The sequence below is a fragment of the Streptomyces sp. NBC_00104 genome (genome assembly GCF_045160825.1).
GTDB lineage: Bacteria > Actinomycetota > Actinomycetes > Streptomycetales > Streptomycetaceae > Streptomyces.
This window is the reverse complement of the sequence record NZ_CP108215.1, coordinates 284,024-296,084: the sequence shown is the minus strand read 5'-3', so window position 1 is coordinate 296,084 and position 12,061 is coordinate 284,024. Positions and strand designations below refer to the sequence as shown.

14 protein-coding genes are annotated in these 12,061 nt (G+C 71.3%); 13 read left to right on the top strand and 1 reads right to left on the bottom strand.

Features of this window, described 5'->3' with window-relative positions; genetic code table 11:
- Nucleotides 1–106: 106 nt before the first annotated feature.
- Entirely contained in the window at nt 107–526 is a 420-nt protein-coding gene (locus tag OG272_RS01110) for a TOBE domain-containing protein (protein ID WP_327731920.1), read from the bottom strand.
- Between the two features lie 312 nt (nt 527–838).
- Between OG272_RS01110 and OG272_RS01105 the strand changes: the two genes are divergently transcribed.
- The 13 genes from OG272_RS01105 to OG272_RS01045 all read left to right on the top strand — a co-directional run bounded on the left by OG272_RS01105 (nt 839) and on the right by OG272_RS01045 (nt 12,050).
- The gene (locus tag OG272_RS01105) at nt 839–1,288 is read left to right on the top strand and encodes a spore-associated protein (RefSeq protein ID WP_327731921.1); all 450 of its coding nucleotides are present in this window, start codon (nt 839–841) and stop codon (nt 1,286–1,288) included.
- A gap of 94 nt (nt 1,289–1,382) precedes the next feature.
- Nucleotides 1,383–1,589, top strand: coding sequence for a hypothetical protein (locus tag OG272_RS01100; protein ID WP_327731922.1), 207 nt, complete (start codon nt 1,383–1,385; stop codon nt 1,587–1,589).
- 179 nt (nt 1,590–1,768) lie between these two features.
- Entirely contained in the window at nt 1,769–2,386 is a 618-nt protein-coding gene (locus OG272_RS01095; RefSeq protein ID WP_327731923.1) for a TOPRIM nucleotidyl transferase/hydrolase domain-containing protein, read from the top strand.
- Nucleotides 2,387–2,631: 245 nt separating this feature from the next.
- Nucleotides 2,632–2,946, top strand: a complete 315-nt coding sequence (locus OG272_RS01090; protein ID WP_327731924.1) for a DUF6400 family protein — start codon at nt 2,632–2,634, stop codon at nt 2,944–2,946.
- Entirely contained in the window at nt 2,933–3,190 is a 258-nt protein-coding gene (locus OG272_RS01085) for a hypothetical protein (protein ID WP_327731925.1), read from the top strand. The genes OG272_RS01090 and OG272_RS01085 overlap by 14 nt, the downstream gene beginning before the upstream one ends.
- Nucleotides 3,191–3,383: 193 nt before the next feature.
- A complete protein-coding gene (locus OG272_RS01080; protein WP_327731927.1) occupies nt 3,384–5,165 on the top strand; it encodes an enoyl-CoA hydratase-related protein in 1,782 nt (593 codons plus the stop codon).
- A gap of 63 nt (nt 5,166–5,228) precedes the next feature.
- Entirely contained in the window at nt 5,229–6,317 is a 1,089-nt protein-coding gene (locus OG272_RS01075) for a hydrogenase expression protein HypE (protein ID WP_326573311.1), read from the top strand.
- 83 nt (nt 6,318–6,400) lie between these two features.
- Nucleotides 6,401–8,185: a nickel-dependent hydrogenase large subunit gene (locus tag OG272_RS01070; RefSeq protein WP_327731928.1), complete on the top strand. Its 1,785-nt coding sequence runs from the start codon at nt 6,401–6,403 to the stop codon at nt 8,183–8,185.
- Nucleotides 8,182–8,715: a hypothetical protein gene (locus tag OG272_RS01065; RefSeq protein ID WP_405892195.1), complete on the top strand. Its 534-nt coding sequence runs from the start codon at nt 8,182–8,184 to the stop codon at nt 8,713–8,715. The genes OG272_RS01070 and OG272_RS01065 overlap by 4 nt, the downstream gene beginning before the upstream one ends.
- Nucleotides 8,712–9,392 (top strand): DUF5947 family protein, encoded by a 681-nt coding sequence (locus OG272_RS01060; protein ID WP_405892193.1) that lies wholly within the window; start codon nt 8,712–8,714, stop codon nt 9,390–9,392. Before OG272_RS01065 ends, OG272_RS01060 begins: the two co-directional genes overlap by 4 nt.
- Nucleotides 9,389–10,081 carry a DUF6084 family protein gene (locus OG272_RS01055; protein ID WP_327731930.1) on the top strand — a complete coding sequence of 231 codons (693 nt, stop codon included), beginning with the start codon at nt 9,389–9,391 and terminating at the stop codon, nt 10,079–10,081. Before OG272_RS01060 ends, OG272_RS01055 begins: the two co-directional genes overlap by 4 nt.
- On the top strand, nt 10,078–11,508 hold the full coding sequence (locus OG272_RS01050; protein ID WP_327731931.1) for a hypothetical protein: 1,431 nt from the start codon (nt 10,078–10,080) through the stop codon (nt 11,506–11,508). The genes OG272_RS01055 and OG272_RS01050 overlap by 4 nt, the downstream gene beginning before the upstream one ends.
- Nucleotides 11,505–12,050 carry a hydrogenase maturation protease gene (locus tag OG272_RS01045; protein ID WP_326573300.1) on the top strand — a complete coding sequence of 182 codons (546 nt, stop codon included), beginning with the start codon at nt 11,505–11,507 and terminating at the stop codon, nt 12,048–12,050. The genes OG272_RS01050 and OG272_RS01045 overlap by 4 nt, the downstream gene beginning before the upstream one ends.
- Nucleotides 12,051–12,061: the final 11 nt, after the last annotated feature.

The following is a 12,061-nucleotide window of genomic DNA, read 5'->3' as shown; positions in this document are numbered from 1 at the left end:
GGTGTTGAGGCCTCGGCCTGCTCGCTCGCCGATCGACTGGAAACGCTTCCAGCCGTGACGAACCGCGACCCGCCCCGGCCCGTCGGCGTGCTCGACTGCCGTCGGGTCACACGGCGGCGAGGGCGACCTCGGTCGACTTGATCAGCGCCGTGACAGGGGAGCCGACCTCGAGGCCGAGGTCGCTGACGGCGTCCCTGGTGATGACGGCCGTCAGTTCGCCGCCCTCGACGGTGACCTTGACGGAGGCCATCGCGGCACCGGTGGCGATGTCGCTCACGGTGCCGGGCAGCCGGTTGCGGATGGACAGGCCCTCCACCGCGCCGGTGGCGAGCGAGACCTCTGTGGACTTGACCAGGGCGTTCACGGCGGAGCCCGCGGCGAGTCCGAGTTCCTCGACGGCGTCCAGGGTGATCGCCGAGGTGAGGGCCTGGCCACCGTCGAGGCGGACCTTGACCGTGGCCATGGCTTCGCCAGGGGTGACGGAGGTGACCGTGCCAGGGATCTGGTTGCGGATGCTCAGACGCATGGGAGGACCTCACGGGGAAGGGTTGATTTGCCGGTATCGCTTACCTCTGCGGGGATAAAGGTAGCCGGGTCGGCCGTGAATGCTCCGCTGCCGCTCGCATCCGCGACGGGCGCGACGGGCGCGGCGCGGTGATCAGCTCCCGAGCCGAGGGCGCGAAGGGGCGGTCCACGGGTGCCGTCCCGGACGGCCAGGGCTCCCCCCGAGCGCAGGTGACCGCTCAAGAGCCCGGTGTGAACCCGGCGCAACCATTCGTGCCGTTCGACGGTCACCTGGAGTGGGAGCAAAGTGCTCTCATGGATGCAAGGGGGAAATATGGGAATCATGCGTAATGTCGCGGCAGTTGGGGCGTTAACCGCGCTGGCGGTGGGCGGCTCGATCGCGCTCGGCACGACCGCTTCCGCCGCACCCAACGTCACCCCGCAGGGTGTCTGCGGCAGTGCCTACAAGACCGTGAACTCCGCGCCCGTCGGTTCGTTGGGCACCGTCTACCTGACGTACAACTCCTCGAACGGCAAGAACTGCGTCGCGACCATCCGCACCAACCCGGGCACTCTCAAGTACATGTCCGCGTACATCTACGTCCCGGACACGGAGGAGTGGGCCGAGGACTCCGAGAGCTACACGTCGTATGCGGGACCGGCATACGTCTACGGCAAGGGTCACTGCGTGAGCTGGGGCGGCAGCATCGACAACGTGTACGTGTCGGTGAACAACTCCAACTGCGCCGCCCTGAAGGAGCACCGGGTCAACGAGATCCGCTGATCCGGCACCGCACCCGGCCGCGAGTTCCCGCGCCACCGCCCTCCCGCAGTTCGACGCCGCGGCCCTGCCGCCGACGGACACCGGGAAGGCGTTCATGAGCCGCAGGTGGCGCGGGATCTCGACGGCGGATGCTTTCATCCTCAGCGGTTCAGCCCTGGTGAGGGAAGCCCTGAGCCCACCGGCTGTCTCGGTGCAGTCGCGGCCGGTGAACCGGTGGTGCGCGAAGAACGGGGCCGAGCCCGCCGACACCGACACCGACACCCGCGCCGGACTCTCGGCGGCCGGGGGCTGGTGCTCGTAGGTTGCGGGCGCTGAGCCGGCCTGACGGCCTGACGGCCTGACGGCGCCCGAGCCGAGGGTCAGCCGCTGGGTGCCGTCGGCCTCCGCCGGGTCCCGGGCGGAATGCCGGTGTCTCGTCGGCGCGGTCCTCGGCCGAATATCGCGTGCGCCGGCGTCGGTGGACGTAGCAGACTCCCCGGCATGGTCGACATGCGCATGTTCCGGGACGAGGTCACAGGCTGGGCGGCCGGTGGCTCCGGCGGGTCGGCGAAGGCGATGGCAGAGCTGCTGGGGGTGCACACGGCGGTCCTGCTGGAGGGGCTGAGCGATCTCGCGGCCGTCGAGGCGCTGGCCAGGGGGCGGGGGCGTGACCTGGCGGCGGAAGGGGTGTGCGTACTGTCGATGGGCGGGGCGATGAGCGTCGGCCGCTATGCGGGACTCCTCGGGCAGTCCGGTCTCGGCCTTCGCCTGGCAGGTCTGTGCGACGAGCGTGAGAAACCCTTCTTCGACCGGGGCCTCGACCCGGCCTCCGCCTCGCGCCCGGGTGTCTTCGTCTGCACGGCGGACCTGGAGGACGAGCTCATCCGTGCGCTGGGCCCGGCGCGGGTCGAGCAGATCGTCCGGGCCGAGGACGAGATGCGCGCCTGGCAGACCTTCCTCCAGCAGCCCGCCCAGCACGGCCGGCCCCGGCACCAGCTGCTGCGGCGCTTCATGGGCACGAAGAAGGGGCGCAAGATCCGCTACGGCCGCCTCCTGGTCGAAGCCCTCACCCCCTACCAGGTGCCCGCCCCGCTGGACGACCTCTTCGCCAGCCTCTGAGTCCGACGAACGCTTCGGGGAGGCCGTCGCCGTCGTAGACGTAGACGGACACGTGGTCGCGGTCGGCCGGTCGTACCCCGCCGAGCGGGCCGGGGCCCCAGGAGCCGGCCTCGCCGCGACGCGTTCGCCCGGCTCCACCCGGCCGATGCGGGAGCCGCCTCCTGGGGCCCCGGGCACATGGACCTGCTGTGACTTCGCCCACCTGCTCTTGCCGGGGCGAGGAGCGCTTACCTACGTTCGGTCGCATGTCCCACGATGGCCGCGCCCTTCCTGGCGAACCGGACGGACCCGCCGCAGAGAGCGATCCTGCCGCGGACCGTACGGGCGCCTCCCCGACGGTCGACCTGGTCGTCGACCTGAGCGCACACGAAATGCTCCGGCGCGCTCATGTCCTGGACGCTCTCGGCGCCGACTGGGACCCCGTGGACGCACTGCGCGGCGAGGAGGCGGCGTACGAGCTGCTGTACTCCGGCCTCAGCGCGGAGCAGCAGCGCGTGTACGACGAACTGGTCTCGGCCGGTGTGCTTCCCAGGGGAGGCGGCGGCCATGCTGCCGCTTGACCCGCAGGCCGACATCGGGCGTCGCGCCTGGGTGGCCTGCCCGAACTGCGACGACCGGCGCGGGTGCGCCACCTGCGAGCAGGGCCGCACCTGTTCCGAGCACTGGCGCTACCTGCTCTCCAACGCCGGCAGCCTGCTCCATCTGCAGTGCCGGTCGTGCACGCACATCTGGGCCCACGAGACCCATTTCGGGGCCACCCGCACCCCGTGGGAGCGCATCATCAGCGGCCTGCGACGGCGTTGACCGTACGCGGCGGCCGGCTCGGTGAGCCGGGTCGCCGGTGCCCTCGCGGGCGAGAGCCGGTGAGGCCGGACGGCGGATGGGCGCCCGCTTTCGGATGACCTCACCGTCTGTCGCCGGGGCCGGCGGGCCTCCATGGCCGAGGCTCTCGGTCGGCGGCCATCCCTGCCTGCCGTTCGTCCGCCCGGAGGCAGCCGTGCACATCCTGCTCCTAGCCAGCGCGTTCAACAGCCTCACCCAGCGCACCCACGCCGAACTGCGCGACCGCGGCTACACCGTGGCGGTCGAACTCGCCCTGCCCGGAACCTCGTTGCCGGAGGCCGTGCGGCGGCACGCACCGCGGCTCGTCGTGGCGCCGATGCTGAAGACGGCGATTCCCGAGGAGGTGTGGACCGCCTACACCTGCCTCGTCGTCCATCCCGGGCCCGTCGGCGACCGGGGACCGTCCTCCCTGGACTGGGCGATCCACGAGGGCGTCGAGGAGTGGGGCGTCACCGTCCTGCAGGCCGACGCGGAGATGGACGGCGGTGCCGTGTGGGCCTCCGTACCGTGCCGGATTCCCCAGGTGCCCAAGAGCGAGCTGTACCGGGGCGAGATCGCCGACGCCGCGATCGAGGCCGTCCTGCTCGCGGTGGAGCGCTTCGCCGGGGGCACGTACGTACCGCGCGAGCAGCACGCGGCAGGGACGGCCGACACTTGGCTGCGTCCGCGTCCGTACCTCGACCAGAGCGTTCGGCGGATCGACTGGGCCGAGGACTCCACCCAGGACGTCCTGCGCAAGCTGAGGGCGGCGGACTCGCAGCCCGGTGTGCTGGACGTGCTGCTCGGCGGTGAGTGGTACCTGCACGGCGGCCATCCCGAGAGCGTGCTGCGCGGCCGTCCGGGCGAGCTGCTGGCCACCCGGGCCGGGGCGGTCTGCCGGGCCACCAAGGACGGCGCCGTGTGGATCCCCGAGCTGCGGCCCCGGCGCGCACCGGGGCAGCCGCCCACGTTCAAACTGCCCGCCGTGGCGGCCCTGGGCGACCGGCTGCCGCCGCTGCCCGAGCACGCCCTGCCCCGGTTGCCCGAGGTCGGGCACCTCGCCTGGGCGGACATCCGCTATCGGGAGGACGGGAACGTGGGCTTCCTCTCGTTCTCCTTCCCCGGCGGCGCCATGAGCACCGACCAGTGCGGGCGTCTGCTCGACGCCTACCGCGAGGCGTGCGCACGGCCCACGTCGGTGCTGGTGCTGGGCGGCGAACGGGACTTCTTCTCCAACGGGATCCACCTCAACGTCATCGAGGCCGCCGCCGACCCCGCCGCCGAGTCCTGGGCGAACATCAACGCCATCGACGACCTGGTCGAGGCGGTCCTGACGACCACGGACCGGCTCGTGGTCGCGGCGGTCGCGGGCAACGCCGCGGCGGGCGGGGTGATGCTCGCCCTGGCCGCCGACGAGGTGTGGTGCCGCTCGGGCGCCGTGCTGAACCCGCACTACCGTCTGATGGGCCTGTACGGCTCGGAGTACTGGACGTACACGCTGCCGCGCCGGGTGGGTCCCGCGACGGCCGAACGGCTCATGCGTGAGGCCCTGCCGGTGAGTTCGGCGAGCGCACTGCGCCTCGGACTCGTCGACCGGGTGCTCGACTGCGGGCCTGACGCCTTCGCACGCGAGGCGGCCGGTCTGGCCGCGCGTCTGGCGTCACTTCCGGCGACGGCGAACCGCGTCGCCGCGAAGAAGACGGAGCTGGACCGGCTGGAGAGCACGACCCCACCGGCCGGCTTCCGTGAAGAGGAGCTGGCCCGGATGCGCCGGACCTTCGACGACGCGGACGCGCCCTATCACGCTCTGCGTCGCTCCTTCGTCCACAAGAGGCGGCCCCCGCGCACCCCGCCGCACCTCGCTTCCGCCCCGGTTGCGCACCTCGCCCGGACCCCCTCCGTCGCCGATGTCACCGGAACGGCCCTCGATGGCGTCTCGTCACGGCCGACCGGCTGATACGAAGAAGAGCGACGTTCGAAATACAGGCTTTCATCCCTTACCTCCCCAGGAGGCGGTCCCATGACTGAGGCGACGCCGGGCACGGTCGATGCCGTGGACGCGGGCGACACGCCCGCCGACGAGACACCCACGATCCACATCCTCTGGATCAACGCGGGGCTGAGCTGCGACGGCGACTCGGTCGCGTTGACGGCGGCCATGCAGCCCAGCATCGAGGAGATCGTGCTCGGCGTGCTGCCGGGGCTCCCGAAGATCGCCGTCCACTGGCCGCTCATCGACTTCGAGTGCGGTCCGGTCGGCGGCTCGGACACGTTCATCGAGTGGTTCTTCAAGGGGGAGCGGGGCGAGATCGACCCGTTCGTGCTGGTCGTCGAGGGCTCCATCCCCAACGAGGCGATCAAGCCAGAGGGCTACTGGTGCGGCTTCGGCGACAACCCGGAGACCGGCCAGCCGATCACCACCAGCGAGTGGATCGACCGGCTCGCCCCGAAGGCGCTGGCGGTCGTCGCCATCGGTACCTGCGCCACCTACGGCGGCATCCACGCAATGGCGGGCAACCCGACCGGCGCGATGGGTGTGCCGGACTACCTCGGCTGGGACTGGAAGTCCCACGCGGGCATCCCCATCGTGTGCGTCCCGGGCTGTCCGATCCAGCCCGACAACTTCTCCGAGACGCTCACCTATCTGCTCTACCAGGCGGCCGGCTCCGCCCCGATGATCCCGCTGGACGACAAGCTGCGCCCCACCTGGCTCTTCGGTGCCACGGTGCACGAGGGCTGCGACCGCGCCGGCTACTACGAACAGGGCCAGTTCGCCCTGTCGTACGACTCGCCGACCTGCCTGGTCAAGCTCGGCTGCTGGGGCCCGGTCGTCAAGTGCAACGTGCCCAAGCGCGGCTGGATGAACGGGATCGGCGGCTGCCCCAACGTCGGCGGCATCTGCATCGCCTGCACCATGCCCGGCTTCCCCGACAAGTTCATGCCGTTCATGGACGAGCCCCCCGGCGCCAAGGTGTCGAGCAACGCCAGTGGGGCGTACGGCGCCGTGGTGCGCAAGCTGCGGTCGATCACGGCCAAGACGGTGGACAAGGAGCCCAAGTGGCGCCGTACCGGAGACAAGATCACCACCGGATACCGACCCCCGTGGTGAGCGACCGCCGAAGGTAACCCGCTCCCCGCTTCGTGCACCCCCCCACATGAACCGACCGCGCAACGAAGGGCACGGCACAGACGATGGCACCGAGGACGAAGACGGCCGGCGACGGCAGTGGCCTGGTGGAGATGGCCTGGGACCCGATCACCCGGATCGTGGGCAGCCTGGGCATCCACACGAAGATCGACTTCAAGCAGAAGCGGGTCGCGGAGTGCTACAGCACCTCGTCGGTCTTCCGCGGCTACAGCGTCTTCATGCGTGGGAAGGACCCCCGCGACGCCCACTTCATCACCAGCCGCATCTGCGGGATCTGCGGCGACAACCACGCCACCTGCTCGGTGTACGCGCAGAACATGGCGTACGGCGTGAAGCCCCCGCACCTCGGCGAGTGGATCATCAACCTCGGCGAGTCCGCGGAGTACATGTTCGACCACAACATCTTCCAGGAGAACCTGGTCGGGGTCGACTACTGCGAGAAGATGGTCAGGGAGACCAACCCCGGCGTCCTCGCACTCGCCGAACGCACCGAGGCCCCGCACGCCGCCGAGCACGGCTACCGCACGATCGCCGACATCATGCGCTCGCTCAACCCCCTGGAGGGCGAGTTCTACCGTGAGGCCCTCCAGGTCAGCCGCTACACACGCGAGATGTTCTGCCTGATGGAGGGCCGCCACGTCCACCCCTCCACGCTCTACCCGGGCGGCGTCGGCACCATCGCCTCCGTACAGCTCTTCACGGACTACATGAGCCGCCTCATGCGGTACGTCGAGTTCATGAAGCGCGTCGTGCCCCTGCACGACGACCTGTTCGACTTCTTCTACGAGGCTCTGCCCGGGTACGAGGAGGTCGGCCGCCGCCGGGTCATGCTCGGCTGCTGGGGCGCGCTCAACGACCCCGAGTACTGCGACTTCACCTACGCCAACATGACCGACTGGGGACGGAAGATGTTCGTCACCCCCGGCGTCATCGTCGACGGCAAGCTCGTCACCAACGACCTCACCGAGATCAACCTCGGTATCCGCATCCTGCTGGGCAGCTCCTACTACGAGGACTGGCAGGGCCAGGAGCAGTTCGTCACCCACGACCCGCTCGGCAACCCGGTGGACCCGCGCCACCCGTGGAACCAGCACACCATCCCCGCCCCGCAGAAGCGGAACTTCGACGACAAGTACAGCTGGGTCATGTCCCCGCGCTGGTTCGACGGCAAGGACCACCTCGCCCTGGACACCGGTGGCGGCCCCATCGCCCGCCTGTGGTCCACCGCCCTGTCCGGGCTCGTCGACATCGGCTACATCAAGGCCACCGGCCACAGCGTGGTCATCAACCTGCCCCGCACCATGACCAAGCCGGAGACCACCTTCGAGTGGAAGATCCCGCGGTGGTCCAACGCGCTGGAGCGCAACCGCGCCCGCACCTACTTCCAGGCGTACGCCGCCGCCGTCGCCCTGCACTGCGCGGAGAAGGGCCTGGCGGAGGTCCGCGCCGGACGCACCCAGACCTGGGAGAAGTTCGAGGTCCCGGACGAGGGCATCGGCGTCGGCTTCACCGAGGCGGTCCGCGGCGTCCTCTCCCACCACATGGTGATCCGCGACGGCAAGATCGCCAACTACCACCCGTACCCGCCCACCCCCTGGAACGCCAGCACCAGGGACACCTTCGGCACGCCCGGCCCGTACGAGGACGCCGTGCAGAACACGCCCATCTTCGAGGAGAACACCCCGGACAACTTCAAGGGCATCGACATCATGCGCGCCGTCCGCAGCTTCGACCCCTGTCTGCCCTGCGGCGTCCACATGTACGTCGGTGGCGGCAAGACCGTGAAGTCGATGCACGTGCCCACCGGCCTGAGCGGACTGGGCGGATGAGCGCGGCGACGGCGACGGCGCCGATGAACGCGGAGCAGACCGGACGCCGCGTCGAGGAGGTGCTGGACCGACTGGCCGCGAGCGGCGACCCGGCCGCCGCCACGGCGGCCGAGGAACTCGTCCGGTCCCTCATGGACTTCTACGGCGCGGGCCTGGCCCGCATCCTCCACCTGCTGGCCTCCTCCGCCGGCTCACCGTCGGCCGCACTGCTCGGTGACGAACTGGTCGCGAGCCTGCTCGTCCTGCACGACCTGCACCCCGAGGACTGCGACACCCGTATCGCCCGGGCCCTCGACAGCGTCCGGGAACACACCCTGGAGGTCGTGGACTTCGACGAGGAGAGCGGCACGCTGAGGGTCCGGGCCCGGGAGGCCGGAGGCTGCGGTTGCGGCTCCGGCGCGGATGTCCGGCAGGCCGCGGAGGCGGCGCTCGCCTGCTTCGCCCCCGAGGTCAGGGCCGTCGACGTGGAGACCGCCCCCGAGGGGCCCACCCTCCTCCAAATCGGTACCGCACCGACGGGGACCCGATGAGCGCGACCACCGCGCCCCCCGCCGGCCTGCGAAGGTTCCTCACCGAGCGACCGCCGCAGCCGGAGCGGTGCGAACTGTGCGCGGCCGTGGTGCCCGAGGACCACCGCCACCTCGTCGACACCGAGAAACGCGCCCTCGTCTGCGCCTGCACCGCCTGCGCGCTGCTGATGGAACAGCCGGGTGCCGCCGCGGGCCGCTTCCGCGCGGTCCCGGCCCGCTACCTCACCGACCCCGGACACCGCCTCGACGACAGCGTGTGGGAGGCGTTGCAGATCCCGGTCGGCGTCGCCTTCCTCTTCCGCAACGCGGCGCTCGACCGACTGGTCGCCCTCTACCCGAGCCCGGCCGGAGCCACCGAGAGCGAACTCGAACCGGCCACCTGGGCGGAGGTCATCGGCGGCAGCCGCCTCGCCGAACTCCTCGAACCCGACGTGGAGGCACTGCTGTTGCGCCGCACCGACGGACACCGAGAGTGCCACCTCGTACCGATCGACATCTGCTACGAACTCGTCGGCCGCATGCGCCTGTTGTGGCAGGGATTCGACGGCGGGGCCGAGGCCCGTGCCGCGCTGGACGCGTTCTTCGCGGACGTCGCGCGACGGGCCCGGCCCGTGGGCGAGGCGCAGGACGCGTCGGACGCGGCGGGCCACCTGCCCAACGAGGCGGTGCGCCCGTGACGGAGTTCTCCTTCGGCTGCGTCGGCGTCCGCGCCGACCGGTACGCCGCCGGACCGACCCTCGTCTTCCGGCTGCGCGTCACGGCCGCCGACAACGCCCGCGTGCACGCCCTCGCCCTGCGCTGCCAGATCCGCATCGAACCCGCCCGCCGGGCCTACGAGCCCGCCGAGGCCGACGGACTGGCGGACCTCTTCGGCGAGCGCTCACGCTGGGGCAGCACGCTCCAGCCGGTGCAGTTCGCCCAGGTCTCGGTCATGGTCCCGAGCTTCACCGGAGAGATCGAGACCGACCTCGTCGTGCCCTGCACGTACGACATGGAGATCGCCGCCACCCGCTATCTCACCGCCCTCACCGACGGCGAGGTACCCCTCCTGATGCTGTTCTCCGGCACGGCCTTCACCGGCGCCGGCGGCTTCCGGATCGAACCGGTCCCGTGGGACCGCGAGGCCTCCTTCCGGATGCCGGTCGCCACCTGGCGGGAGATGGTCGAGCAGCACTTCCCCGGCTGCGGCTGGATCCGGCTGCCCCGCGACATCATGGACGCCCTCCTCGCCTACCGCTCCCGGCACGCGCTGCCCTCCTGGGAAGCGACCCTCAAGGCCCTGCTCGACGGCGGCGGCGCCGCGGACCCACCCCGCAGCGACCCGTTCCGCACGCTCACCGGCACCACCGGAAGGACCGACCCGTGACCGTGACCGCGTTCGCCCCCGAGACCGAGGAGCGGTTCGCCGTCGCCCGGCAGGTGGCCGACGCCGTCCTCTTCGAGGGCTATGTGCTCTACCCGTACCGCGCCTCGGCGGCCAAGAACCGGCTGCGCTGGCAGTTCGGGGTGCTCGTGCCGCCCGGCTGGGGCGCCGAGTGCGAGGAGCACGACTTCCAGCACACCGAATGCCTGATGGAACCGAAAGCGGGTGCGACCCTCTCGGTCGAGGTGCGCTTCCTGCACGCCCGGCGGCGCACCGTGCAGCGGGTCCGCCCGGACGGCGGCTTCGACACCGTCACCGAACTCGACCTCGACGACCGGGTGCTGGTGCCCTGGGACGAGGGGTTCGAGGAACGCGTCGAGGTGATCGCGCCGGTGGACGAACTCCTCGGCGACGGCGTCACCCACACCTTCCGACTTCCCGCCCGGGAGGACACCGCACCGGCCCTGGACGCGGCCGGCCGTACCGTGGGCCGACTGGTCCGGCGGTGCGAGGAGATCAACGGGAGGGTCCGGCTGTCCGCCCGCGAACTCGACGGCCCCTACCGGACCCTGCGGCTGACCGCCGTCGTCGAGAACACCAGCGACTGGACACCGCCCGAGGGGCGCGGCGCCGACCGGGACGCGGCGCTGCCGCACTCCCTGGTGGCCACCCACCTCCTCATGGCCCTCAGCGCCGGATCGTTCCTGTCGATGACCGATCCCCCCGAGTGGGCCAAGGGCGCGGTCGCCGCCTGCCGCAACCTGCACACCTGGCCCGTACTCGCCGGTGAACCCGGCCGCTCGGACCTCGTGCTGTCCTCGCCGATCATCCTGGAGGACCATCCGGCCATCGCACCGGAGAGCCCCGGCGCGCTCTACGACGCCACCGAGATCGACGAGATCCTCGCGCTGCGCACGGCGGCCCTCACCGACGAGGAGAAACGCGAGGCCAGGGGCACCGACGAGCGGGCGGCCGCCGTGATCGAACTCGCGGACTCGATGCCGGCCGAGGTACTGGAGCGACTGCACGGGGCGGTACGGAGCCTGCGCGAGGTCACCGGCCCGGCCCCCGTCGCCCCGGACCTCGGCTTCCCCGACGAGTTCGGGGTGCGGCGGCCGGAGACCCCCTGGTGGGACCCCGCGAGCGACACCGGCTTCGACCCGGCGCAGGACCGCGTGGTCGTGGACGGCCGGTCGGTGGGCAAGGGCAGCCGCGTCGAGCTCCACCCGGGCCTGCGGCGCACCGACGCACAGGACATCTTCCTGCGGGGCCGCACCGCCAAGGTCGAGGCGGTGCTCCACGACGTCGACGGCGGGGTGCACCTGGCGGTCACCGTCGAGGGCGACCCGGGCGCCGACATCCGCCGCGAGCAGGGCCGCTTCCTGTACTTCCAGCCCGACGAGGTCACACCGCTGGAGGACGACGCATGAACCCTTCCCCACCGGCCGGCCCACGGACTCTCGTTGCGGGCATCGGCAACATCTTCCTCCGCGACGACGGCTTCGGCGTGGAGACCGCGCGCCGACTCTCCGAGCGTGACCAGCCAGAACACGTCGAGGTCGTGGACATCGGGGTACGCGGGGTGCACCTCGCCTACCAACTCCTGGACGGCTACGACACCCTCGTCCTCGTGGACGCCACGGCACGCGGCGAAGCCCCCGGCACGCTGTACGTGATCGAGCACGAGGTCGCAGGCCCGAGCCCGGCGCCCGGTGCCCCCGCCCTGGACGGCCACCGGATGACCCCCGACACCGTCCTGGCGCTGCTGGGCACCCTCTGCGCCGGGACCGGCGGCCGGCCACCACGCCGTGTCCTGGTCGTCGGATGCGAACCGGCCTCGGTGGACGAGGGCATCGGGCTCAGCGCGCCGGTGTCCGACGCCGTGCCGGAGGCCGTCCGGCTGATCGAAGAACTCCTGCGGAACGGCGAACCGTCCGTGGCGCAGGTCCCCACCGCTGAGGCTTCGACATGAGGAGAGACGGG